Source organism: Comamonas sp., from assembly GCF_009360615.1.
GTDB lineage: Bacteria > Pseudomonadota > Gammaproteobacteria > Burkholderiales > Burkholderiaceae_C > Comamonas.
This window is the reverse complement of record NZ_SPEY01000030.1, coordinates 35,382-61,024: the sequence shown is the minus strand read 5'-3', so window position 1 is coordinate 61,024 and position 25,643 is coordinate 35,382. Positions and strand designations below refer to the sequence as shown.

Here is a 25,643-nt window from a genome sequence, read left to right as displayed (position 1 = left end):
ATCCGCCAGTTGCTGTCGATACACGAAGAACTCTCCCACGTCTCTGTCGAAGTCAACCGCACAGAGCCGGCATAAATAAGTCGGTTGGAATCCGCAGGCTGGCAACACGGGTAGAATCCAGCGTCCCTCCCCGTAGTTCAATGGATAGAACGGTCGCCTCCTAAGCGACAGATACAGGTTCGATTCCTGTCGGGGGGACCATCTTCTAGTCCGGAAGCTTCCAAAGGCTTCCGGACTTTTTTATTTCTCCTCTGAAAACGGCCTTTTTCTTTCCACGGAAGTCCACCGGAGTCCAATAGCATCCACGCATATGTGGGGGCACATTTGGGGGCATGCTTTCAAAAATTGGGGGCACATTTCATTTGTGCCCCCAAAGCACGCTGCAGGATGTACCCCCAGATCGTGCCGATCTACCTCCAAGGATCCGGGCCAGATACCCCCACAGGCCAGGTTCACTTAACCCCCTCCGGTTGCCACCTCTACGCTTACGACTGCACAACGCTGCTGATTCGTAGAGTTCAGATCTTCAGTTACCCCCCTTAGGCAACCCGCTGAACAGTCCGACAACGCGGCTCGAATTACCCGCTTCCAAGCTATGCAGGAAGGACCCGTGGCCGGTCGTACAACACAACCCCCTATAGAGGGCCGTAGAACAGCGGGCACATGCGGCTCGGGGCATCCGCGTCATGGAGAAATGTGTTTGGGCATACCCTGCAGGCCGTGACCACAGCCATGCACGCCTGTATTGGCACCAGAAGGCGGTCTGAGCAGGACTGCGGCTTGGTGATACCCATGCCGGCACACAATAGCGCGACATTTGGCGCAAAAATGGCGTCGAACACTTTCACTTCTTGGATTGAAGAAAACCATGCGTGTACTTGTTGTAGAAGACGATCCCGCCCTGCGTCTGGGCATCAGCCGCATGCTTCAGGCCGAGGGTTGGCAGGTGGATGTCGTCACGGATGGCGAATACGCGCTCTCGGCATCGGCCACGCAGGACTACGATGCTGCCGTTCTGGATCTGGGATTGCCCCGGCGCAGCGGCCTGGAAGTGCTCTCGCGCTGGCGCAGTCAGGGCAAAGACCTGGCCGTCCTCATTCTCACCGCCAACGATGGTCTGACAAGCCGCGTTCAGGGTCTGAACAACGGTGCCGATGACTACCTGGCCAAACCCTTCGAACCGGAGGAGCTGGTGGCGCGCCTGCGCGCCGTCACCCGCAGGCGAAATGGGAATGCCAGCAATTTGCTGAGCCTGGGCCGCTTGCGCTTCAACACCGATACCAAGGAGTTGCACTGCGAGGAGGAGCGCTTGGCGCTGAGTCCGCGCGAGGCCGCACTGCTGGAGCTCTTGATGTCTTCGCCTGGCAGCGCCGTGCCCAAGGCACGCATCATCTCGGCGATGTCGAGCTGGGAAAGCAACTTCAGCGCCAACTCGGTGGAGATCTACATCCTCAAGCTGCGCCGCAAGCTGGCGCCAGCGGGAGTCAACATCGTCACCCTGCGTGGCGTGGGCTACGCGCTGGAGCTGCTGTGAACACGCCCTCGCCAGGCCGCGCCAACCTCAACCCTCTCGGCTGGATCAACCCCAGCCTGCTCAAGCAACTGATGCTGCCCGTGGTCTCGCTATGGGTAGCCTGTGCATTGCTGGCGACCAGTGCAGCCTATCTGCTGGCCGGGCGCAGCACCAACACGTCGTTCGACCGCTTGCTGGCAGACGATGCCCAGGCACTGTCTGCCCAACTGCGCTGGAATGACGGTGTGGCCAGCTTTGCCGCCAGCAAGGAAACTGCCGACTCGCTGGTGTTCGACTCACTGTCGCTGAGCCACTACTCGGTTCATACGGCCACCGGACGCACGTTGATGGGCGACATGCATCTGGAGATTCCCGAAATTGAGGCCCGAACCGACCCGCAAGCCATCTTCTTCGACCATACGGGCCGGCGCAGCCATACGCCGCTGCGCGTGGTGGCTCAGCGCTTTCAGCCCTCTCCCGGCGATGAGGCCGTATGGGTGGTGGTGGCGGAGTCCAAGGAAAAGCGCCGGCAGGTCAAAGACGAGATTGCCACCGCCATATTCCTGCCCGCGCTGATTGTGGGCTTCTTCATCATTCCGCTGTTCTACTACAGCATTCGCAGAGCACTCTCTCCGACACGCCAGCTCAGCGCCCTGGTCGTCGCTCACGGCGATGACAACCTCTCTCCACTGCCCGTCGAGCAAGTCCCGCAGGAGCTTCGCGAATTGGTGGCACACACCAATTCGTTGCTTCAGCGACTGCAGGCGTCGGTCAGCGAGCAGCGCCGCTTCATTGCCGATGCAGCCCACCAGCTGCAGACCCCCATGGCAGGAATTCGGCTGCTGGTCGGTGACATGCGCCGCATTCAGAAGTCCGACCCCACACAACCCATGGATGCCGAGGTTCTGGCTCAGCTCGATGAAGTGGCCACACGCGGGGCGCGCATGGTCAAGCAGTTGCTGGCCTTTGCCCGTGTCGCCGAAGACTCCGCAGCAGAGCCCGAGGTTTTCGAGGCAGTCGAGGCAATGCTGGAGCCCGCGGCCCGCTGGCGCAGCCTCGCCCTGACCGCTGGCAAAAGCCTGGAGCTGGAGAACCATACTGACCCAAAGCGGGAATTCATGCTCCATGGCTCACCGGTGCTGCTGGGCGAAGTGATTTCCAACCTGCTGGACAACGCCATCCGTTATGGCGGCCCGCAGATCAAACTGCGGCTGCATCATCACGACAGCACGCTGATAGTCCACGTTCAGGACGATGGCCCGCCGCTGGATGAGCATGCGCGCAGCCATCTGATGCTGCCCTTCTGGCGCGGAGATCATGGACAGCCCGAGGGCTCAGGCCTGGGCCTGTCCATTGCCCAGCGCATTGTGGAACGCCTCGGGGGGCGATTTGCCTTGGTCGAAAGGGCTGGGCTCGGCGCCTGTTTCGAAATCACGCTGCCTTGCGAGGTACGGGAACGACCCGCTGTTCAGGCGCGCAATACAGAGCACGGCTGAGGATTTAAAGCTGATGTAAAGCATATGGGGCTTAACTTCGGCAGCACTGTTGCGGACTGCGCGCCTACAACGCAGGCCGCTGACAGCCAGCAGTTCGATCCAAAGGATGGCCCTCATGACCGCCCCAAGCGCCCCCCGCTCCTCCTCAAAGCGCATCACCATCATCGCAATGGCTGCGCTGCTCTGCCTGGCTTGCGTCGGTGGCATCATCTATGCCGGCTCCCACAATGCACGGGCAGAGGAAGCGCCCGCAGACACGATTGCCGGCAAAGTGGACAAGGGCATCGTGCGGGTTCAGCCCGACCAGGTGGCCAGCTTCGACATCGGCAACCCCGAAACGCACGAATTCAGCAATGTGCGCCACTCCATCGGCGTCATCGACTTCAACCAGGATCGCACCGCCAAGGTGCTCTCGCCGTATCAGGGTCGGGTTTCGCAAGTGCTGGTCAAGGCGGGAGACGATGTCCGGACGGGCCAGGTGCTCTACACCGTGGCAGTCCCGGAGATGGCCCAGGCCGCCTCCGCACTGATCAGTGCCAGTGCCACTTTGCGCAATTCCAACGAAACCCTCAAGCGCGCCGAGACGCTGTCCAGGGACAACAGCATTCCCCAGAAGGAATTTCTTCAGGCCCAGGCCGACCAGCAAAGCGCCAAGGCCGCCTATGACGCAGCCCACCAGAATCTGCGCCTGTTTGACCTGAGCGACGCGGACATCAGCCGCATCGAGCGTGAGCGCAAGATCGGCCTCGAATTCGCCGTCAAAAGCCCGATCTCCGGCCGCGTGACTTTGCGCAGCACACAGCCAGGGCAACTGGTGCAACCCGGTAGCGACCCTGCCCCGATCGTGGTTTCCGACATGCGCTCGCTGTGGATGGTAGCCAATGTTCCCGAGTCCGAGTTCAGCCAGTACCGGCTGGGCCAGCCGGTGCAGGTCCATGTCGCAGCATGGCCAGGCAGGAGTTTTGACGCCAAGGTCTCCTATGTCGGCGACAGTGTCGATGCCGAAAGCCGCCGTTTGGTGGTGCGTGCAGAGGTCGCCGATCCCGACCATGTGTTGCGCCCGCAGATGACGGCGGACTTCAATATCACCGTCGCCGCCGCGGAAGACAGTCTGGCTGTGCCCGCCCAGGCCGTGGTGCGCGAAGGCAACGGCCATGACGTGGTGTGGCTGGCCATGGGCAAGGATGCAAAGGGGCCGTTGTTTACCAAGGCCGTCGTAGTGCGCGGCAAGACTGCCGACGGCTGGGTACAGATCGAGCAAGGTCTCCACAGCGATCAGCTGATCGCCCGCAAAAACGCGCTGTTCCTGAGCAGCCTGTACGAGACAGGTGCGCAGTAAGACTGCCGTCTGCATCAGGAGTATTGCCGTGTTCAGACCTTTGCTGGCCTTTGTTCTTTCGCGCCGCCCCATCGTGCTGCTGGCCCTGCTGGCCTTCATGGGCGCGGGCCTGCTGGCCTTCTCCAAGCTCAATGTGGAGGCCTACCCCAACCCTGCGCCCGTGATTCTCGAAATCACGGCCCAAGCCTCCGGCCTGTCCGCCGAGGAGATGGAGCGCTACTACACACGTCCGATGGAGATCGGGCTGGCCACCACCCCCAATGTGGACAACATCCGCTCCACATCGTTCTACGGCCTGTCCTTTGTGCGCATCACCTTCAAATACGGCACGGACTATTATTTTGCGCTGTCGCAGGTGGCCAACAATCTGCAGGCCAATGTGAACCTGCCCGGCGGTGTGCAGCCGCAGATCCAGGCTTCCAGCCTGGTGGGGGAAATCCTGCGCTACCAGGTCAAGGGGCCTTCAAGCTACAGCCTGACCGATCTGCGCACCCTGCAGAACTGGGTGATCGAAAAACGGCTGCTGACCGTGCCCGGCGTGGTGCAAGTCGTGACCTGGGGCGGCACGACCAAGGAATACCATGTCGATGCCGACCCCAAGCGGCTTGAGGCCTATGGCATCACACTCAAGAACCTGCTGGATTCCATAGGCAATGCCAACCTCAACGTAGGCGGGCGCGCCATCAGCGTGGGCGACCAGTCGGTGAACATTCGCGGCCTGGGTCTGGTCAACAACCTGGACGATATTGCCAATATCGTCGTGGGCCAGAAAAACGGCATGCCCATTCAGATCAAGGATGTGGCCAGCATCCGGGAAGGCACGATACCGCGCTTGGGCGAGGCAGGCCGCGACAACCAGAACGATGTGGTGACTGGCGTGGTCATCATGAACCGCACCTTGCACACCAGCGATGTGATCGACAAGGTAAAGGCTGCGGTGCAGAAGATCAACGCCGACGGAAGCCTGCCCGCCGGCGTCAAGCTCGAGCCCTACTACGACCGCGCCGTGCTGGTGGGCGTGACGACGCATACCGTGCTGCATAACCTGATCTTCGGCTGTCTGCTGGTCTTCCTCATCCAATGGATATTTCTGGGCGATCTGCGCAGCGCCGTCATCGTCAGCATCAACATTCCCTTCGCATTGTTCTTCAGCATCATGATGCTGGTGCTGACGGGCGAGTCCGCCAATCTGCTGTCGCTGGGCGCGGTGGACTTCGGCATCATCGTGGATGCGGCCGTGATTCTGGTGGAGAACATCTTCCGCAATTTCCAGAGGCCGGCCCCCATCCGGGCCTCACTGCTCAAGGCCATGTCCAAGGGCCCCGACGGTGCGCGCACCCAGCCCGGGGATGGCTGGACCTCTCGGTTGCGCATGATCTATTTGAGTGCCACCCAGGTCGACAGCTCAGTGCTGTTCTCGACCTGCATCACGATTGCCGCGTTCACGCCGCTGTTTGCCATGCAGGGCGTGGAAGGCCAGATCTTCGGCCCCATGGCCAGAACCTATGGCTATGCGCTGGCCGGCGCGCTGATTGCCACGTTCACCATCACGCCGGTGCTGGCCAGCTATCTGCTTCCCGCCAAGATCGAGGAGAAGGAAACCTTTGTCGTTCACGCCATCCATCGCATCTATGAGCCGGCCCTGAGCTGGACGCTCAGGAACGCTCGCCTGGTGGTCATGCTGGGTGTCGCTGCACTGGCTGGCGGCGCGCTCATGGCCACGCAGCTGGGCAGCGAATTTCTGCCTGCGCTGGAAGAAGGCAATTTGTGGATTCGGGCCTCCATGCCACCCACCATCTCGCTGGAGTCGGGACGCTCGCGTACCGACCGTATGCGCCAGATCATCAACGAGTATCCGGAGGTCATCACCGTGGTGTCGCAGCACGGCCGACCGGACGACGGATCGGACGCTTCGGGCTTCAACAACGTGGAGCTGTTTGCCCCGCTTCAGCCCTTTGAGAAATGGCGCCCCGGCATGACCAAGACGCGTCTGGTCAACGAGCTGCAAAACCGTTTCGCCACGGAGTTCCCCGGGGTGAGTTTCAACTTTTCTCAATACATTCAGGACAATGTGCAAGAAGGCCTTTCCGGTGTGAAAGGGGCCAACTCCGTCAAGATCATCGGCCCCGACCTACCCACGCTGGAAAAAATTGCCGACCATGTCTACGACGTCATGGGGCATATCGACGGTGTGGCCGATCTCGGCGTATTCCATGTGCTGGGCCAGCCCAACATGAACATCCAGATCGACCGTCAGAAAGCGGCACGCTATGGCCTCAACACCGGCGATGTCGCCAGCACCATCCAGACGGCGCTGGCAGGCACCCAGGCCACCACGGTACTGGAAGGCGAAAAACAGTTCGGCCTGACGGTTCGCTTCGCGGAGACCAGCCGTGCCTCCCCAGAGAGCGTGCGCAATCTGCGCGTGGGCTACACCACCGCATCGGGCGGGACCTCGTATGTGCCGCTGTCGGACATTGCCACGATCACGCTGGACACGGGGGCGACCTATATCTACCGTGAAAGCAACGAGCGCTACATCCCCATCAAGTTCTCCGCCCGGGGACGAGATCTGGGCAGCACGGTCAGCGAAGTCCAGCGCCGCATTGCCCAGGAGGTGCAACTGCCTCAGGGCTACCGCATCATCTATGCCGGGGAGTTTGAAGCGCTTCAGCAGGCCAAGGCCCGCATGATGATCGCGATTCCGGTGGCTTTCTGCCTGGTCTTTGCATTGCTCTATGCGTTGTTCAACAACTTCACCTACTGCCTGCTGACGCTGGCCTCAGTGCCATTCACGGTGATTGGCGGCATTCTGGCCCTGTATGTCTCGGGTCAGGTGCTCAGCGTCTCCGCCATCATCGGTTTCATCTCCCTGCTGGGCGTGTCCGTCATGGACGGGATTCTGATTCTCAGCGTCTACAAGGACTTGCGTGCCATGGGACACGAGCCCACACGCGCCGTAGGCGAAGCCTACCGCAGTCGCATGCGTCCGCTGTTGATGACGGCTCTGTCGGCCTGCATCGGCCTGCTACCCGCAGCCATCTCTCACAGCATCGGCAGCGAGGTGCAGCGTCCCCTGGCCACCGTGGTGGTGGGCGGCATGCTGATCGGCCCGGTATTCCTGCTGCTGGTGGTCCCGGCACTGCGCCTGGTGGTGCTGCGCCGCATGAAACCCAATACACGCCGCGAAGGGCTGGGAGGCAAACGTGCGTAACACCGCTACATACCCAGAATGGCGCGCAGTCACCCTGGCAATCTGCTTGGCAGTCTTGCTGGCCGGCTGCGCCGTGGGCCCGGACTATGTACGCCCCGAGGTGCAGAAGCCGCAGTCGCTGACGCGCACCCCCGTGGCGACAGCGCTGCCTGTGAGTACCACTGGCGGCATCGGCCACCAGTGGTGGCAGGCTTTTGGCAGCGCAGAGCTGGACTCCATCGTGCAAGAGGCCTTGGATAAAAGCCCCTCCATCGAAGCCGCCCAGGCCACTTTGCGCGCAGCACATCAGAACGTGGTGGCTCAGCGGGGCTATTTCCTACCCTCGGCTCAGCTGGGCTACAACCCCACACGTCAGAACACGGGCCAGTCTCTCTCGCCGCCCCTGAACAATGGCGAATCGCTGTACACCTATCATACGGCCCAGCTCAGCGTCTCCTACGCCCCTGACCTGTTCGGCAGCAACCGCCGCCAGGTCGAAGGGCTGCAGGCCGCCGAGGAAAGCCAGCGCCTGCAGCTGCAGGCTGCCAGACTGAGTCTGGCAGCCAATCTGGTGGCGGCAGTGATCCAGACCTCCATGCTGCAGGAGCAGACCGACCTGCTCCAACAGGCCACGGAAGCGGCCCAGCAGCAGTTGCAACATATGCGCAAGCAGCAGGCCAACGGTTATGCCAGCGGCCTGGAAGTCGCCACTCAGCAAACCCTGTTGCTGCAGTTGCAGCAACAGCTGGTGCCTCTGCAAAAGTCTCTGGAGCAGACCCGCAACCTCGTGGCCACGCTCATGGCACGCACGCCTGACCAGGCTCCAGCCCTGCTGCCCTTGTCCGGATACCAGCTCCCCTTGCTGCCTCAGGTCGTGCCGTCACAACTGGTGGACCAGCGTCCTGATATCCGCGCTGCAGAGACCCAGGTGCAACAGGCCAGCGCAGCCGTAGGAGTAGCCACCGCTGCGCGGCTGCCGCAGCTGAGCATCTCGGCGGCCTATGGCGGCGGCGCCACCACGTTTGCGCGCATGTTCTCGGCTGGCAATGTGACCTGGGCTCTGGGTGCCAACCTGCTGGCACCCTTGTTCAATGGTGGTACGTTGCGGGCCCGTCAACAGGCAGCGGAGGCCGAGCTGCAGGCTTCTGCCGCCAGCTATCAGAGCACTGTGCTTTCGGCGTTTCAGGACGTGGCCAACGCCCTGTATGCCGTGGATGCAGATGCTCGCGCGCTGCGCATGAGCCGCGACAGCGAGGAAGCCAGTTATACGACCTGGAAACTGAGCGACTCTCAGCTCAAAGCCGGCTATGCCAGCATGCCCACATCCCTGGCTGCGAAGCAATCCTGGCTGCAGGCGCAAGCCGCCCGCGTGGCCGCACAAGGCAGTCTCTATGGAGATGTAGTGGCGCTGTATCAGTCACTAGGTGGAGGCGTGCTCCGCACAGATGCAAGTGCAAGTGCAAACTGAGATCGCTGTCGCGTCGCGTGATCAATGCAGTAGTTGTGGAGGTGGGGCACAGGCTTCTGGGATGTCCAGATCCAAACAGCGCACAAGCCAGCTTGCGCATCGGAGCGATGGCGGATGGCGGATAGCGATCGCAGGGACTGCGACGAGCACCGGCCCGGCTCGCCAGTGCATGGGACATGGTCTTCATCCATTTTTCCCGGGGTGGCTTGCATGCAGTCGCTGGCGAAGCTCCGCACAGCCCCGTCGCTCTTTTCACCCGTTGCCGGACGTTGACGATGCGGCAGCCTGCCAGCCATTGCCCAGCCTATCGATCTGGCCTGTATGCATGTGAAAGGCGAGCCCCTGCAACTGTCAGGGCATCATGCTCCGGTCGTCCGGCTAAACCGAAAAGGTAGAAACAGCCACCAAGGATTGCAGACTTCAACCCTGACGGCAGGACAGAGAATATCCGCCGCCCCAAGTGCCGGATAGGGAGGCGCACTGTCTGCAGCTCCGCCCAAACCCGCCGTTGTGCACCCGTCCGCATCTAAACCCCGATGAATGTCATGGCGCGGTGGTCGACAGTTCGCTCCCCCCAAGGGCCGGGGCAAGCTCTTTAGCAGCGGTCTCTGCAAACGATGAATGAGAGGCGGCAAGCTGCTGGCTGCGGCCGACGGCCGAGTCGTGCTTTCTTTCCATTGCGTCGCGTGGCGCTCACCACCAGGAGCCTGCACTCCCCCCTCTGTCAATCAATGCGGGCAGGCAGGACGCGTGCTCGGCAGACCGGGTTGCAATTCGCGCTCCTCCAAGCGTGCTGTATCGCAAGAGCGTCGCAGATGGGCAATGAACAAGCAACAACACCAGAAATAGAAATCGTTCGTATCTCATGGCAATGTTAGAGTCTCTCAGATTGATTGCAGCTATCGAAAACCAATATTTATTGCATCGATCAACTGTGATTCATGCCCCCGACGGCCGAACCAGAGAGACCACATGTCCAGGAAAAGCACGTTACGCCCCACCAAGAATGTCATTTCCATGGACGAGGTTCTGGCACGGACAGCGCTTTCCAAATCGAAGCTGTACAAGCTTTTGCGACAGGACAGGTTTCCGCATCCTGCCCCCATGAGCAACAGAAGCATTGGCTGGTTCGAGGCAGACATCGAAGACTGGCTGCAGGCCAGCCAGACCGCTCGCCAGAAGCATCCTGCACTCCCTGTCGTCTATATGGCGGGCAGAATGGGAGAGCCTGCAGACGGGCGAATACCAGGCAGCGACTGGTCTTGCCGGCCAATTTTCGACGTTTCACTATCTCTTGCCCTGGGCAATCCGGCCATCCAAAGCCCGGGAGCCGATGCGCTGATCGCTCCACCCCAGGAAATGGTCTTTCACGAGACGCGTACAAGATTCATGTATTCGGGTCCTTGGAAAGCCCAGGGCATCCACGGCAGGTTTATGCATGGCGTCACCTCATGCTCGTCCGACAAGGACCAGGATGCGGCATACCGCGCCGCTCTTCAAGGCATATCGCGCGCCGATGTCCTCGTTGCCTATCTCGAAGACCTCGAAACCCATGACACCTTGGTTGAGATCGGCTTTGCACGTGCGACGAACAAAAGGGTGGTCCTGATTACTTCGCCTGCACTGCACAAGCCGCCCCTGGGCGGAGGGCTCTGGTTTGCGGTCAGGGCCGCAGACCGACATATCCAGTTGCCTGACCGGCCCGGCTGTACCTCGAAGGACCTCTGGCGATTGGCCCATGCGCACGCAGCAATGACCATTTCGGAGTGGTATCCGCACAGCATGGCCTCCCCCTCCGAGCGCCTGCTCCTCCACCGATTCCTCTGAAAAAGTAGCTGGCTCGCTCAGCCCTCCCCAGGCACATGCAGCCTCACGGGCAAATGCCAGCCTGCAGCGCCGGATTTTCCGCAGGCGGCATGGCGACGCACCGAGGCAGTAGTCAGCAGGTGCAATCGGACCACATCGCCCGGCAGCATTCGGTAACGGGCCGGCATACGGCCTTGAGAAGCGTCCTGGTACGCCAACCGACTTGACCCGTCCCCTGACGAATCCCGGAGATGGCGTCGTAACGGACACGAGCGGGCAATCGCCCCGCAAGGCGGGGGCTCAAACAAGGCCGCTGAAAAGCTGCCTTTGCATTCAGCGGCTCACGGCTCTCCATCCTCAACGGTCAGAGACCCTCGTCGGCCTTCTCCCCCTTGCGGTACGTCGAATACACGATCACCGGAATACCGGACTCACCAAGGTACTGAGAGATCAGAGGCTGCACTGCGTCCCATTCCAGGCCACCCACACCGGTTGCCAGCCGGGGCAACGCAACGCTGCGGATCTTCTCTTCCCTGATGTATTTCGCCAGGTTCTGCAGCGCGCGGCGGACGTTCTCCACGCTCGCCTTGCCGGGCTTGGCACCCGGCCCTTGCCCCATCGTATTTTGCGTGACCAGATTGATGATCTTGCGCATGCCGCCACCTTCCTGCACACCTGTCCAGCCCCAGACGTCTCCGGGAACAATGGACTTGTTGCGGGTGTCATGACGGTAGTCCTTCACCAGAGAAGGCCAGCGCTCACGCAAGGCCAGAGCCAGCCCGCTGTCGAAGGGGTCAAACGCAGAGATACCGTGCCCCAGCAAATCTGCGTTGCTCAAAAGAATATCGCCGCTAACCTCTTTGATCATCAATTACTCCTTGGTCGGTGAAAGAATACGAATCCGCATTCACTATTGCATATATGCGAATGAAAATTCACAGATAACCAAGGAACCACAGGATATTCGATGAAATAATCGTAAACAGCCTTAGAATCAAAATAATAGTGCCCTGATAAAATAACTCTTACCTGTATTCTTTGATTTAAATCATCACCCAATCAAAAAATATGAATACAGGAGATTTTCCCCAAATGGCAGACCCCCCTGTGCCTTGGCGCTGTCAGACCCGCCATCGGGATCATGCAGGACCGAAAATAAAAGCGTGTGGACGACCCATACCAGCCACCACAATCGGAGCTTCCGCGACGGTGCCGATCCGTTTGCACTGCGAACCAGGTACTGATGCCGAGAATGAGAAAGGTGAGCCACTTCTTTCCCTAGGGATACCAATCAAGGCTCGCTCCGGCCATATTTCCCAATATGCACGCCTCCTCCCCGATAGCGAGAGAACCTGGAAACCAAGAAGATAGATTGAAGGCTTTTCATCCAGCACACCGCCGACAACGCTTGAAGACATTCTCCCAAGACTGTCATGGAGATTCATGACCCGACCGTGCCGTGTTCTCCAGAACCTGAACCGATTCCCATGCAGGTCAGCCGTCAGCGATTGATTTCTGCCCGACCTTCGGCTTCAGCCCCCTCCGCGCGAACCATTTCGTACGACGCCGGAATGACCTGCCCCGAGGCGGTTGCTAAGGCCGCAACAACGCCAGAGCGACCGCCCGCACAGGGACCGGTCGATACCGGCAAGTCGGCAGAGGAGTCAATCGCCTGACTGCTCGCATGGCGACCCACAGACCAAGACGCGGCGGCGGCAGACCATCTCGACCGCCATGCAGCAGCGCTGGCTGGGCGATCACCCGTACCTGTCGATCCAGCGCCTTCACCCCATCCTCCAGCGCCCTCTGGAAGCGGCCGTGAAAGTCAAAGAACCTGCCCTGGCCCCACGGACCAAGCCGACTCGCCGGGCTCTCGCCGCCTCCGCGAGATTGGCATGAAGCGCTTGGCACGGAAGGCAGCCCGGCTGCCGCCACCTCAATCGTCGTTACCGCTCCTCCGCCCGGGGCAGCGTGGGAAGGAGGCAGAAAGCGGCGATGTGAACGAGGAACTCGGGATGGCGGATCTTCGGCACACGGCGACTCGGCGCATGCATCGGTTCGAGCCGAGGGGCCGTCAGCAGGGCAATGGGAAAAAGCGGCGGCCCTTGCCCCGGATTACTTGCAAGCCGCTCCTGCATGGTGCGTCGCAGCACGCACCCAGAACAGAGTCAAAGATCCCGGCGAATGAGTGCGCCCTTGAACAGGACCGGCCCCGTCGGCCCCATTGAACTGGGCACGCCGCCTTTGGGCTCCAGGCTGATGGCCAGCGCAGGAATTGCTGTCATGTCATTCTCCTGCGCCGTGAGCTGTTCGAGCCTGCCATCGCCCATGACCCCCAAGGACCGTGGCGCACCCTGCTGGGGCAAGGCCCACAATTGCAGAGACTTGTTCTCCGCTTCCTTGAAGCCGCTCACGCGCTGCAGCACCAGCTGATTGTGCCGGGGATCAAAGGTCACCAGCATGGAGGCATCGGCCTGGCCGTCTGCAAGCACTGCCACGTATCGAATCTGGGGAGTCGCCTGCAACGCAGCCTGCGCCAGCTGGAGTTGCGTTTGCAGCGCAGACAGCTGCTGCTGTGAAGCCTCCCTGAGACCTTGGTGCGACCAAAGCCCCACCGAGACAGCTGCCACGGCAGCCATACCGCCAGCCAGGGCCAAGCCACGCCACCATGCAAGTGCCCTGACGGAGGACCTCGGTACGGCTGCTTCGCGCTGCTGTGCGATTCGAGTATCGGCCTTGTCGGCGTCAACCAGGTTGGCGATGCGGGTCCAGACCACGGCATCGGGCTGTACCGGCACCTGCACCTCGGAAAAGGCCGACCAGCGGCCTTGCCAGAGCAACGCCGCCGCACGGACCTGGGGATATTCTCGGGCCAGTTGCTCGAAGCGTCGGCGCGCACCGCCGTGCAAAGTGCCCAGCGAATAGGAGGCAGCGAGGCGATCCAGCAATTCGGGGTTTCGGTTCAGGTTCATGATGTCGACTCCTGGCGCTCAGACATGGCGAGCCATGCACTTGCGCAGCTGTTCCAGGCTGCGGCGCATCCATGTCTTGACGGTCCCCAACGGCAGCTGAAGGCTGTTGGCCAACTCGCCATGGCTCAAATCCTTCAGATAGGCCAGGCTCACCAGCTGGCGCTGGGGCTGCTCCAGCTTCTGCAGGCATTGGTGCAGGGCCACGGCCTGTTCACTGGCCTCCACGAGCTGCATGGGCCCTTGCGTGTCCTGGTCCTGAGGCCACTCTTCAAAATCCTCGATCGGGACGTTGAGATGCAAGCGCTCGGCCTTGCGCCTGCGCAAAAAATCCAGGGCCCGGCTGCGCACGAGCATGCCCATCCAGGCCAGCGGCGGGCTGAGTGAATCGCGGTAAGAGCCGGCACTGCGCCAGATTCCCAGAAAGCTCTCTTGCAGTACGTCCTCTGCCCACTCCCTGTTGCAGAGGATGCGCAGGGCCAGTCCATACAGCCGCGAGGCGGTCTGCTCGTACAGAAGCTTGAGAGCAACCTCATCCCGGGTTGCTACACGGTCGATCAAGTCCATCAGTTCGTTGTCCGGTGTATTGGCGCTCATGCAGCCATTGTGATCAGAAGGATCTCGTTCATGCGGTGCTGTTGGATAACTGCCAAGGCATGTTGCAGTCCCTGGTATTCCCCTATACGCAGCATCTCGGCTGCTGGATGTGGAAAACGCACGAACGGGTGAAAAAAATTTGCAGAAACTTGAATCCAGCGCGTCGGGGGCCGCGTATTACCAACGTCGGGCCTCGAAATTGGTCGACACAACCCCACAGTCAACTAGGAGTCATCATGAGCATCCATCTGTTTGAAGGTCATTCCTCTGCCATGGCCTCGCGTCGCGGATTTCTGGGCACTACCGGCACCTTGTCAGCCGTGGCGGTCGCCATGCTGGCAGGCAACGAGTCTCTGGCACAGGGCATGGCCAACGATCCTTCCAAGGATGTATCCATCCTCAATGTGGCTCTTGGGCTGGAGCATGAAGCCATCAACGCCTACCAGCTGGGAGCCGGCAGCGGCCTGTTGCAAAAGCCCGTGCTGGACGTGGCCCTGCTCTTCCAGAGCCATCACAAGGCTCACCGCGACGCACTGATTGCCACCATCCAGAAAATGGGCGGCAAACCGGTGGCCGAAGCCTCGATGCAGGCCTATGCCGACTCCCTCAAGGCTGCGACCCTCAAAACCCAGGCCGATGTGCTGGCTCTGGCCGCAAGACTGGAGCTGGGCGCGACCAATGCCTACCTGGGCGTCATTCCAGCCTTTGAAAGCCGCGACCTGGCCAAGGTTGCAGGACGTCTGGCCGCCGATGAGACCATGCACTACACCGCATTGATATCGGCACTGGGACGCCCACTGCCGGGCAATGCCCTGTCGTTCGGCGGCTGAGCAGCGACGCTCCCTGCTATCGGGCAAGTCTGCCCCGTGAGCTATTTCGGCCGGTTGACGAATCTTTCATGACGCGTCACCGGCACACACTTTCGCCGGCCTGTCGGGCAGATCACCCCCTGAATGCCGGGCCAAGAAAGCGATGGACGCCGAGCGTGTATGGGGGTTTGCCGGTCCTGACGCCAAACCTCAAACTCGAAGCGGGACGGTCATCGGCAAGTACGGGGGCCGCCTGCGACCGGGGAGAACCGCGATGGCTCCCGGGTCACGGCCACGCCGCTTGCCGTGGCTCCTGCCGGAGCGGGCAATATCCCGCTGCAACCGGTCCAGGCCCATCCGACCTCCGGCATGGAAGCCCTGCAGGGCGTGACCTATATCCAGCGCGTGGCCACCAGGGGAGGCGCCGCACCCATGGCCTGCGCAGCCGTGAACCTAGGCCGCAGGCAGATCGTGCAATACCGGGCAGACCACATTTTCTGGAAAGCAGCCTGACCGAGAATCCAGCGGCGTCCCTGTCCGAGTCAGGGACGCCGCACTGCTCTCGGGACAGGGCGCTGACATTCCCGACTGCATGCCATTTTCACGGAGACCCGCAGGCCGATTCGGGTCAGCAGCGCCGGCTCACGCCATCCCGTAGCGGGAAGCCAGGCTGGAGAAGTACGCAGATCCGCATGCCCTGCATTCTGGCTGGAACTTCGCTTTCCTGGCTGGCCAAGCTGCCGAGTCAGTTTGATCGACCCCGACCGCCACGCTGGAAACCGGTACCCGTACTCTCTAGCCCGAGATGGCCCGGAGACGCGCTTCCCGCTGCGAAGGAGACTCGTCACGCAATTCCTGAATCACTTGCTCGCGGGTTTTGCTGGACCCGCTGCGGGGACTCTCTCTCGGGAAACTGCTTTCACCAAACGACAGTCCACCCTGCTTGATGGCCGCTTCGGTCTCCGCCTTGACCTGAGCCCTGGTTTTCTGACTCACAAAGTGATCTGGATGAACGGTCACGCCTTGCTCGTTGTTCGCGGGATGCTCGTAGGCTGCGGAAGCAGTAGCCGGAAGAGCAAGTGTGATGGCTGCGGCCACGGTGGCCAGTGCAGAGTAGATTGAAATTCGCTGTTGAGACATATAGGGCTCCGGAAAGGTCTAGGAAACACCACTCCTCGGCCGGGTTCAAGCTGAGGAGAAGTTGTGTTGATGCTAGAGATCGGACCCCATCAAAATCAGGACAGCACGATGACATTCTTGTCAGATCTGCCGAGTGCCCCGGAGCGCGGGCCATGCGCCTCCCGCCAAGAGATCCGGCAGCCTCGGGAGCGCGGACAACTTCTTGTCAAAAGCCATGTGTGCATGCGCAGCAGTCAAGCCTTGGCACGGGGTTTGAAGAGGTGGATGGTCTGACCGCGAGCCAGCATCTCCACCAGCTGAGCGATGCGCCGGGCCCGTGTCTCGGCTTTCGCGGCCGTCTGGATGCGCCAGAGTATCGCGTAGCGACTGGAGGCATTGATGGAAGCGAAAAAGGCCATGGCCGCGGGCTCGGCCTCCAGTGCCGCCTGCAGGTCTTGGGGAACCGTTGACGTACGTGCGCCATCGTAGGCCCGTGCCCAGCGCCCGTCCGCCTTGGCGGCCTCCACCTGGGCGTGACCCGCAGCCTGCATGCGGCCCGCATCGATGAGTGCCTGGACCTTCTCGACATTGATCTTTGACCAGACGCTGCGCGCGCGCCGCGGCGTGAAGCGCTGAAGATAGTGCTGGTCGTCAAGACTTTTCTTCTGTCCATCGATCCAGCCCCAGCACAGCGCAATCTCCACCGCCTCGGGGTAGGTGACACTGGGAGCATGGGCTCCTCGCTTGGCGATCTTGAGCCAGAGCCCCCCGGAAGTGGCGTGATTCTTCTTCAGCCAGGCCTCAAAGGCTTGCGGGCTCTTGAACAGGATCGGTGCCGGTTCGAGCGGAATGACGGAGTTGGCAGCAGGCATCACCTGGACCTTCGCGACGAAAGCACCAGCCCGGCTCGTGACAAAGAAACCAGAGCCTGGCTGATGGCATGGATGAACCAGTGTAACCAGGGCTCCGGGCCGGTGGCCGTCCCTCCACGCCCCATGTCGCCTTGAAACCCGGGGGCCTGTCACCACAGTTGCACAAGCAGCCCCGTCATCCCCGCCGCGGCAATGACGTAGATGACATTGATCTTGAAGCGGAGCAATGCGATGCCTGCAGCCAGCCCAATGGCAATCGATGGCCACTCCACATGTCCTGCAAAGCCTTGGGGCCAGATGACGTGGTAGGCAAAGAAGACCGCCAGATTCAGGATGACACCCACGACCGCCGAGGTGATGCCGACCAATGGCGCAGTGAACTTCAGTTTGCCGTGGGTGGACTCGATGAAGGGACCGCCCAGCAGGATGAAGAAGAAGGAGGGCAGAAAAGTGAAGAAGGTCGCGATCACTGCAGCGACGACTCCGGCGAGCAGCAGCGAATCCGCGCCGAAGATCGCCCGGGTCCAGCCGCCTACAAAGGCCACAAAGGACACCACCATGATGAGAGGACCAGGAGTCGTCTCTCCCAGAGCAAGGCCGTCGATCATCTGTGTTGCAGTCAACCAATGGAAGCTCTCCACCGCACCCTGGTAGACATAGGGCAGCACCGCATACGCACCACCAAAGGTCATCAGCGCGGCCTTGGTGAAGAACCACCCCATCTGTACCAGAGGTGACTCCAGACCAAACGCCATGGCGAGCACGCCCATCACGCTGGCCCACAACGTCAGGCAAACCAGCGACACCCTCCAGAATCCCCGCCAGGAAAACAGCGCATGCGGCGGAGTCGGAGTGTCATCATCGACCAGTGCGGCCCCGGCTGAGCGAGGCGGACTGCCTTTTTCATGGCTGGCGGCACCAAAGGCCTGCGGGCGTAATTCACCCCCGACGAAACCGGCCACGGCAGCCGCCATGACGATGAGCGGAAACGGAATATTGAGCGTGAAAATGGCCAGGAAGGCCGCAGCCGCAATGCCCCAATGCCAGCGGCTCTTGAGCGATCTGGAGCCCAGCCGGTAGGCGGCCTGAGCCACCAGCGCCGTCACTGCCGGCTTGATGCCATAGAAGAAGCCCGCAATGAGCGGCATATCGCCATGGGCCAGATAAAGCCAGGCCAGGGCCATGATGATGAACAGCGATGGCAGAACAAAAAGAACCCCGGCCAGAATGCCGCCCCATGTCCGATGCAGCAACCACCCCAGATAGGTGGCAAGCTGCTGGGCTTCAGGCCCTGGCAGCAGCATGCAGTAGTTGAGGGCGTGGAGAAATCGCTTCTCAGAGATCCATCGGCGCCGATCCACCAGCTCCTCATGCATGAGTGCGATCTGACCTGCTGGGCCGCCAAAGCTGATGAAGCCCAGCTTCAACCAGAAACGCAGCGCCTGCGACAGCGAAAGAGAGACCGGCGCAACCGGATCGGTGGGCCTGGGCAATGCGGTGTCCATAGAAACTCCATAGAGAATATCCAGCTCTTGGACGGGACACCGTCTACCCTTGCGGGACGGGAGGCTGCATTCCCGATGCGGAAATTCTAGCCTAGTCGGCCGCGCTCTCGCACACCCCGGGGACAAGTTCTGAGCTCTCCGATCGCCGCTGCAGCAAACGGCATCCCGGTGCACCTGCCGCACCCCCTCAACCAAGGCATTTCGGCCCTCGACACCCAGGGCTTTTTCGCCCCGGATACCTCGCGCAGCCTAGGGCACGGTGCACCGGGATTGTCACTACCCTGCAACAGCGCACTGCTGAAGCCACATGGCCGGTGGAGCTGACGTCAATCCTCAGACCGCATCCACAATCGACGAGACATCCAGTACATACATCTGGCGCTGGCTCTCATGGACCGAGTCAATGCAGACCTGCCTTCCATCACGACTCCAGCGCGGGTGCAGGTCACAGCGGTTTTCCTTGCTCAATTCCGGAGAAGCATAGAAGCTGCCCAGATTGTGGCGCTTGCCCGTCTGCATATCGAACAAGAACAGGAAACGCTCGTGGGTCCTGTCGTCCGGATAGGTATCGCTCAGCATCCAGCGGGTATTCACCGGCGAGAAGGTCATATGGCCGTTTTCCACCAGCACATCGCGTCCGATCACTCTCACCCGGCCTCCTTCGACATCGTGATAGAGATGGTAGTGGATCTCGCCGGCATGCGGCCCCCAGACAATGATGTGCTCGTTGTCCTGCCACAGGGGGTGAGAGATCTGATACTCTGATTTTTCATAGTCGAACGTCCCCACGGCACCGGGATCGAAGTCGTCAGCCAGCTGCGGCAGCGGATGATCGGAGCACTCCAGCAAGCGCATCTCCGATCCGTCCGGATTCATGGTGATCAGACGGTGCAGAAAGCAGGTCTCATCTTTCACACGCTCCGTCCAGCGGTGCAGGAAAAGTATGCGTGAAGAAGCCGGATTGACTTCGATATGGCTTACCCAGTGGATGGCTTTGTCCATCGAGGACACAGGATGGAATGCCTTGAGTTGCGCATAGCTGACCAGCAACCGGGCATCCCCTGTCCCCAGCTCCATGCGCCAGATGCCGTCGTCGGCAGGAGCCAGAGGCAGTTCGAACGGCTGGCCCGGTTCGCTGTAACCGATGGTCTCGTGCGTGATGTACAGACGCCGGTAGTTGACCGACAGGGCCCACGCGCTGCTGGGCGCCACCACATAGACGGGCATGGGCAGAATGCGGCGCTCGTGCGTATCCACATCCACCACCACGGCGCCAAAGCCCGGGTAACGGGCGGACATATCGCCTGTGCGATCGTTGTAGATCAGCTTGCGGCCCGAGGCACCGTCCAGCCACTGCAGCTGGCTGCCCATCTGGAAATTCCAGGCACCGGTTTCGCCCACCGCGTGAAAGCGGTCACCATCCCGGGTGTCGAAATAGCCAATCGTGGCCTTGACCTGCGGGGTCAGATAGATGTCCATCCAGGGTATCTGCTGGGCAGCCAGCAGGCTGTCGCTCCTGTCCCAGCTGGACTTGTTGTAATAACCGAAGAAGTGATGCAGCGCGCCGTCGCCAACGCGCCGGCAGGGAACAAAAGAAGAGTCAGAGGAAATAGTCATGGGATGTCGGACATAGGCATCGCAGCGACGGGCTGCGACTGGAAAACGTAGCGGTCGTGCAAAAAGACACGGCTCTGATCAGTTCGCAGAGATATTTCCGGCAGCGATCACCTGGTCCCAGCGTTGCTTTTCCCGGGCCACGAAACTCTGCGCTTCCGGCAGGGTATTGGCCACGGCACTCATTCCCTGCTCCTGCAGCCCCTTGCGGAACTCAGGCGTATTGACCACCTTGCGGATGTCTTCGCTGAGCTTCTGCACCACGGACTGGGGCACCTTCGAAGACACGGCGACCGTGGTCCATGATGTCGCCACATAGTCCTTCATTCCAGCCTCGCCGGCCGTCGGCACATCCGGCAGTGCCGCCAGACGTTCCTGGCCGGTCACCGCCAGCGCCTTGAGCTTGCCGCCCTTGACGTGCGCCAGCACTGTGGGAGGATTCTCGAACATCAGCTGGATCTGGCCGCCCAGCAGATCGTTGAGCGCGGCAGAGCTGCCACGGTAAGGGACATGGACAATGGGCGCTCCGGACTGCAGCTTGTACAGCTCACCCATCATGTGAACCGAGGAGCCCACGCCAGCAGAGCCGAAATGGATGCTCCCTGGCGCCTGCTTGGCAAGCGTGGTCAGCTCCTGCAGATTCCTGACAGGCAGTTGGGGCGTTGCAACCACCACGTGCGGCATCTCCGCCAGCACGGTGACAACACGCAACTCCTTGGCGGGGTCGTAAGGCAGCTTTTTGTAGACCGCGTAAGCGGCATGCAGACCGATGGACCCCACCATCAGCGTATAGCCGTCTGCAGGCTGATCCGACACATATTTCCCTCCCAGATGGCCACCCGCCCCGGGCTTGTTTTCCACCACCACAGGCTGATTCCACAGGCGACCCAGCCTGTCGGCGAGCATGCGTGCCTGAACGTCCGAGCTGCCACCCGCAGTGAACGGAACGATGATGCGAATCTGACGTGCAGGATTGGGATAGACAAGGCTGCCTTCCGCCCGGGCAGATCCGATGCCGGCCAGCGTTGCGGCAGCCAGCACACCCAGACACAGAGAGCGACGAGCGCTGATGCAAACCATCGAATGACTCCTTGGATTGATTGGTGCGCTCTCGATGCCTGAAAGCGCACAGATGGATTCGTTGGAAGCCAGTGTAGGAAGCCGCTCCTAATCGGAAAAATTCATTTTTCAAACCTGCCTATACGCAGTTGGTATACCCTTGCCGATCGACGTTGAATTGCCTGCGCCATGCCACGCCCTTTGAGTTTTAAAGAGATCGAAGCCTTTCGTGCGGTGATGCAAACCGGCACCACGACCGCTGCGGCCCAGTTGCTGCACACCACGCAGCCGTCCATCAGCCGCCTGCTGGCACAGATGCAGACAGGCGCGGGCCTGAAGCTGTTTGATATGCACAAGGGAAGACTGCGCGCGACTGCAGAGGCACGGGAGCTGTTCTCGACCGTTCAGCAACACTTCGTCGGCCTGGAGCGCATCGAGCGCGACCTCCAGGGGCTGCGGCAATTCGGTGCAGGCACCTTGCGCATAGGCTGCACTCCGGCGCTGGGCTTGTCGATCGTCCCTGCGGCGCTTCACCACTTTCTGCACCGCTACCCGGGTACCCACATCAGCCTGCAGACGCTGGGCACCACGCACCTGCGGGAAGGACTGCTGCACGGCCGGTTTGACCTGGTTGTCAGCACCATGGCCATTGGTTCGCCCGAACTCAACGCAAGCGTGCTGCACCAGACCCGGGCTGTGTGCGTCATGCATCCAGAGCATCCGCTGGCTGTGCGCAGCAGCCTGCATGTCAAAGACCTGGAGAGCCAGCTGCTGCTGACGTTGAACTCCGACGACAACATCTACCTGCAACTGCAGCGAACCATGCTGGAGCATGACGTCCATCCCGGGGCAACCGTCGAAACCACCTACTCATCCACCATTTGCTGCCTCGCTGCGCAGGGCACGGGCCTGGGAGTCGTGAACCCCTATGTTGCGGCAACGTTTGCCTCAGCCCTCTGCATCAAGCCCTTTCTGCCCGAATGCTCCGTGGAAGTGGTGCTGGCACTGCCGGGCCATTCAGCCCCTTCGGAGCGCACGCAGTGCTTTATCGAGGCGCTGCACAGGCAGCTGGAAGCATAAGCCGCCCGGATTCGCGAAAAAGGCCTCCCACCCGTACCGCCCGCTGTATCCGAGGTGGCCGGCTCCGAATGGGATTCAGAGGTCTGTGCCCGCGCCCGGACACAGTGGCCTGGATGCCATGACGAACGGTGACATGCCAGGCGGGACTCAACGGGACTTGCATTGAATCGGCACCATGCGGCCGACCTCCACCGTCAGGTCCTGTCCTTTGCCTCGAATGGTATTGGGCCCATTGCTGTAGACAAACCCGGAGCCGCTCGGTTGCTGCGACAACTCCACGCCTTGACCGCCTCGAATCAGGACTGCCTTGCGGTTGCCCGGTGAAAAGCGCACCGCAACCGAATCGCCATTGGCACAGGTGAAGGCCACTTCACGATCTGCATCCGCAGGCGTCGCCGAACTGCAGGCACCGACAGCCATTGCGATCAGCAAGGCGGATCCGGAGACTCTCATCGTCATAGATTGCTCCCTTGGCATTTCAGTGTCAAAGCAAGGCTGTGGCAGCCGTGCCGCCCGCTCTTACAGGGCTCGCAAGACGGTCCGGGCGACGACAGCTCGCCATTTGCCCGCACGCGGACCTGATCTCAGGCGGGGCTCACGCGCCGGTCGCGCTCCTTGGCCCGGTATTGGCGTGCTTTTTCAGCATACATCGCCTTGTCGGCCCCCTGGACAATGCTCTCTATCGACGTGCCCTCCTGGCCGCAGGCATGGCCCATAGAGACCTGAATAACGTGCCCCGGATAGAACTGATTGTTCAACTCCAGCAAGGACAGGATACGCTCCTGCAATGCCACGGCACCGCGCTCATCGGTTCCCGGCAAGAGCACGACAAACTCGTCGCCGCCAATGCGTGCGGCGCAAGCCGGCGCGTCGACCGCCTTGAGCAGCACCTCCCCCATGCGCCTGAGCATGGCATCGCCTGCCGTATGGCCATGCTCGTCGTTGACGACCTTGAGGCCGTTCATATCGATGGCGATCATGGACAAGGGCCAGGGGCCCTTGCGCGACAGCCGGTTCAGTTCTTCGGTATAGAAAGCACGGTTGCGCAGCTGGGTCAGCACATCATGCTTGCCCAGATACTCAAGATACGCCTCGGCCTTCTTGCGGGCGGTGATATCCACCAGCGAGAGCAGCACCAAGCCCCATTTCTCCGCATGGCTGCTCATGATGGCGAACTCCATGTGAATGTGCAGCACATCGCCGGCCAGTCCGTAGTTCACCACTTCCCGCTGCTGCACAAGCTTGCCATCCCAGAGGTCAATCAGCTGCTCGGCAAACGAGTCATACATTTCGCCCCGGAAAACCCTGGACAGGTTCTGCAGCAGTTGCTGCTTGCTCTCGGCCCCGAACATCTGCAGCGTCTGGCGATTGACATCCAGGACCTGGATTTCCTGCATGCAGCGCGTGACGAACTCCGGGTGCACTTTCAGAAAGGTCCTGAAATCGGTGATCCCGCGCGCCCGCACCTCGTCCATCAGGCGCTTGACCACGCTGAAATCCTCAACCCACAGCGACACCGGAGAGTACTCGAACAGGTCTCTGGCATATTGTTCGCTGCGCTGCAGCTGGGCCGTTCCCTGCACCTCGGCCGTCACATCTTCCAGAGAGACCAGCACCCTGCTCCAGCTTTGCTCGTAGCCCGGCAAGACGCGCGCCCTCACCTGCACATCGAGCCGCCTGCCATCCAGGGCATAGTTGACCGAACGGGTCTCGAAGGAGAGCGCCCCCTGCCAGAGGGCGACCAGTTCGTTCACGATGCTGTCCAGCATGTCGCCACGAAAGACGTCGTGAAGGCGGCTCTTCAGGGTTTCCTCATCGGCGGCCTTGAAGAGATCCAGCGTGTACTGGTTGACCCGCAGCACCTTGTAGGATTGGCTGCAAAGCCTGAGCCGTTCCGGATCCTCCCTGAGAAAGCTGAGCAGATCGCTCACCCCCTGCGCTCGCCATCGATCGAAGATCTGTTTGAGACCGCTGTAATCCTCCATCCAGAGCGATACCGGGGCCAGGTTGAACATATCTTCGAAATCCAGACCTTCTGCGAGCGAATTTTTCACAAACGATACCTCCGCCAACGATTATTACCGAGACGACAGGCCTGTCGCGCCCCCTCTGTCGCGAGCTGCCGCCGCATTGCCGTGCAGCGCAGAAAAAGACTCCCGAAGGAGTCCTGGCGGCTCAGATCATCTCGAGCTGCCTCTGCCTTGCCGCCTTCACTTTGTACATCGCGGCATCGGCTTTCTGCAGGGCATCATCGACATCTGTTGCATCGGGCATCAGACAGACCATGCCCACGCTGGCTCCGGCATAGTCGATCTTGCGCCCGTCGGCCAACTGCAAGCTGGCGACAGAGGCATTGCTCAGCCGCAGTTGCATCTCCCTGATCACGCTCTCACCGTCTTCATCGAGCAAGGGGCCTGTGCCAACCATGACGAATTCATCGCCTCCAAAGCGAGCCAGCATGTCACTGCTGCGCATGGCGGCTCGCAGTTGTTCGGCCATGGCGCGCAGCAACGTATCCCCTGCTTCATGGCCAAACTGGTCATTGATCTGCTTGAAGCGATCAAGATCCACAAATCCGACCAGCACCCATTCGCGGGTACGTCGGCAATGGGCGATGAGCCGGTTGAGTTCCTCGGTCACACAGCGGCGATTGGGCAGTCCGGTCAGAGAGTCGAGCATGGCCAGCGAGGCCAGCTCCGCATTGGCAAGCTGCAGCGATCGCAACAACTGCTCGCGCTCGGCAAAGCCGGCAATGATCTTGGCGAACAGGCGCATCAGATCTTCGGCCTCGCCTGCCAGCGCGACGGAGTGGTCGCTGGCGGCACACAAGGTGCCAAACAATGCACCATTGGAGAATCGAACGGGCGTGCTCACATAGGTCTGTATACCCAATTGGCGCGCCGCCGCCGAGTCCCCCCAACACTCGCCAACGTTGTCGGTAAAGGTACGCCCTTCGTCGAGCGAGCGTTTGCACAGGGTGTCGTGCCAGGGAACCTCCAGCCCTTCGGGAATCTTCATCCCCCCCGTATTGAGGGAGTACAGAACGTTCTGAATGCCACGAGCCTCATCCACCGTGGTGAGATAGGCCGACTCCAGATCCGTCACCTCCACCATGATTTCCAGAAGAGGCCGAGTGAAGCTGGGCAGATTCTGGGAGCTGGATACGGTCTGGGAAAGGCGCTGAATAATTGATGGCATGGTGCA

Annotated in this window: 19 protein-coding genes, 1 tRNA gene and 1 pseudogene; 10 read left to right on the top strand and 11 right to left on the bottom strand. The window is 61.0% G+C overall.

Features of this window, described 5'->3' with window-relative positions; all coding sequences use genetic code 11:
- Positions 1-126 precede the first annotated feature (126 nt).
- The 7 genes from E2583_RS11070 to E2583_RS11040 all read left to right on the top strand — a co-directional run bounded on the left by E2583_RS11070 (position 127) and on the right by E2583_RS11040 (position 10,836).
- Positions 127-201: transfer RNA gene (locus E2583_RS11070), tRNA-Arg, on the top strand.
- A gap of 667 nt (positions 202-868) precedes the next feature.
- A complete protein-coding gene (locus tag E2583_RS11065; RefSeq protein WP_291595719.1) occupies positions 869-1,534 on the top strand; it encodes a response regulator transcription factor in 666 nt (221 codons plus the stop codon).
- Entirely contained in the window at positions 1,531-3,009 is a 1,479-nt protein-coding gene (locus tag E2583_RS11060; protein WP_291595718.1) for a sensor histidine kinase, read from the top strand. The genes E2583_RS11065 and E2583_RS11060 overlap by 4 nt, the downstream gene beginning before the upstream one ends.
- A gap of 115 nt (positions 3,010-3,124) precedes the next feature.
- Positions 3,125-4,348 (top strand): efflux RND transporter periplasmic adaptor subunit, encoded by a 1,224-nt coding sequence (locus E2583_RS11055; RefSeq protein WP_291595717.1) that lies wholly within the window; start codon positions 3,125-3,127, stop codon positions 4,346-4,348.
- Between the two features lie 28 nt (positions 4,349-4,376).
- Positions 4,377-7,562, top strand: a complete 3,186-nt coding sequence (locus E2583_RS11050) for a CusA/CzcA family heavy metal efflux RND transporter (RefSeq protein WP_291595716.1) — start codon at positions 4,377-4,379, stop codon at positions 7,560-7,562.
- 46 nt (positions 7,563-7,608) lie between these two features.
- Positions 7,609-9,009 carry an efflux transporter outer membrane subunit gene (locus E2583_RS11045; RefSeq protein ID WP_291595715.1) on the top strand — a complete coding sequence of 467 codons (1,401 nt, stop codon included), beginning with the start codon at positions 7,609-7,611 and terminating at the stop codon, positions 9,007-9,009.
- 972 nt (positions 9,010-9,981) lie between these two features.
- The gene (locus E2583_RS11040; RefSeq protein WP_291595714.1) at positions 9,982-10,836 is read left to right on the top strand and encodes an AlpA family phage regulatory protein; all 855 of its coding nucleotides are present in this window, start codon (positions 9,982-9,984) and stop codon (positions 10,834-10,836) included.
- A gap of 343 nt (positions 10,837-11,179) precedes the next feature.
- Here E2583_RS11040 and E2583_RS11035 read toward each other — a convergent pair whose 3' ends face one another.
- The 3 genes from E2583_RS11035 to E2583_RS11025 form a co-directional block, all read right to left on the bottom strand.
- Positions 11,180-11,683, bottom strand: coding sequence for a macro domain-containing protein (locus E2583_RS11035; protein WP_291595713.1), 504 nt, complete (start codon positions 11,681-11,683; stop codon positions 11,180-11,182).
- A gap of 1,300 nt (positions 11,684-12,983) precedes the next feature.
- Positions 12,984-13,787, bottom strand: coding sequence for an anti-sigma factor (locus E2583_RS11030; protein ID WP_291595712.1), 804 nt, complete (start codon positions 13,785-13,787; stop codon positions 12,984-12,986).
- 18 nt (positions 13,788-13,805) lie between these two features.
- Positions 13,806-14,381 (bottom strand): sigma-70 family RNA polymerase sigma factor, encoded by a 576-nt coding sequence (locus tag E2583_RS11025; protein WP_291595711.1) that lies wholly within the window; start codon positions 14,379-14,381, stop codon positions 13,806-13,808.
- Between the two features lie 236 nt (positions 14,382-14,617).
- Between E2583_RS11025 and E2583_RS11020 the strand changes: the two genes are divergently transcribed.
- The gene (locus tag E2583_RS11020; RefSeq protein ID WP_291595710.1) at positions 14,618-15,211 is read left to right on the top strand and encodes a ferritin-like domain-containing protein; all 594 of its coding nucleotides are present in this window, start codon (positions 14,618-14,620) and stop codon (positions 15,209-15,211) included.
- A gap of 121 nt (positions 15,212-15,332) precedes the next feature.
- Positions 15,333-15,703: pseudogene (locus E2583_RS11015) on the top strand (DUF3455 domain-containing protein); the annotation flags it as partial.
- 282 nt (positions 15,704-15,985) lie between these two features.
- Here E2583_RS11015 and E2583_RS11010 read toward each other — a convergent pair.
- From E2583_RS11010 to E2583_RS10990, 5 genes are all read right to left on the bottom strand, one after another.
- Positions 15,986-16,330, bottom strand: a complete 345-nt coding sequence (locus E2583_RS11010) for a DUF4148 domain-containing protein (RefSeq protein WP_291595709.1) — start codon at positions 16,328-16,330, stop codon at positions 15,986-15,988.
- A 233-nt stretch (positions 16,331-16,563) separates the two neighbouring features.
- The gene (locus E2583_RS11005; RefSeq protein WP_291595708.1) at positions 16,564-17,181 is read right to left on the bottom strand and encodes a YdeI family protein; all 618 of its coding nucleotides are present in this window, start codon (positions 17,179-17,181) and stop codon (positions 16,564-16,566) included.
- A gap of 149 nt (positions 17,182-17,330) precedes the next feature.
- A complete protein-coding gene (gene chrA / locus E2583_RS11000; RefSeq protein ID WP_291595707.1) occupies positions 17,331-18,686 on the bottom strand; it encodes a chromate efflux transporter in 1,356 nt (451 codons plus the stop codon).
- Positions 18,687-19,019: 333 nt separating this feature from the next.
- Positions 19,020-20,303 (bottom strand): hypothetical protein, encoded by a 1,284-nt coding sequence (locus tag E2583_RS10995; protein WP_291595706.1) that lies wholly within the window; start codon positions 20,301-20,303, stop codon positions 19,020-19,022.
- Positions 20,304-20,381: 78 nt separating this feature from the next.
- Positions 20,382-21,380, bottom strand: coding sequence for a tripartite tricarboxylate transporter substrate binding protein (locus E2583_RS10990; RefSeq protein ID WP_291595705.1), 999 nt, complete (start codon positions 21,378-21,380; stop codon positions 20,382-20,384).
- Between the two features lie 168 nt (positions 21,381-21,548).
- Between E2583_RS10990 and E2583_RS10985 the strand changes: the two genes are divergently transcribed.
- The gene (locus E2583_RS10985) at positions 21,549-22,439 is read left to right on the top strand and encodes a LysR family transcriptional regulator (protein WP_291595704.1); all 891 of its coding nucleotides are present in this window, start codon (positions 21,549-21,551) and stop codon (positions 22,437-22,439) included.
- A 147-nt stretch (positions 22,440-22,586) separates the two neighbouring features.
- Here the strand turns inward: E2583_RS10985 and E2583_RS10980 are convergent, their stop codons facing one another.
- From E2583_RS10980 to E2583_RS10970, 3 genes are all read right to left on the bottom strand, one after another.
- Positions 22,587-22,871 carry an MliC family protein gene (locus E2583_RS10980; protein WP_291595703.1) on the bottom strand — a complete coding sequence of 95 codons (285 nt, stop codon included), beginning with the start codon at positions 22,869-22,871 and terminating at the stop codon, positions 22,587-22,589.
- Between the two features lie 152 nt (positions 22,872-23,023).
- The gene (locus E2583_RS10975) at positions 23,024-24,493 is read right to left on the bottom strand and encodes a GGDEF domain-containing protein (RefSeq protein WP_291595702.1); all 1,470 of its coding nucleotides are present in this window, start codon (positions 24,491-24,493) and stop codon (positions 23,024-23,026) included.
- Positions 24,494-24,614: 121 nt separating this feature from the next.
- Entirely contained in the window at positions 24,615-25,637 is a 1,023-nt protein-coding gene (locus E2583_RS10970) for a sensor domain-containing diguanylate cyclase (protein WP_291595701.1), read from the bottom strand.
- Positions 25,638-25,643 lie beyond the last annotated feature (6 nt).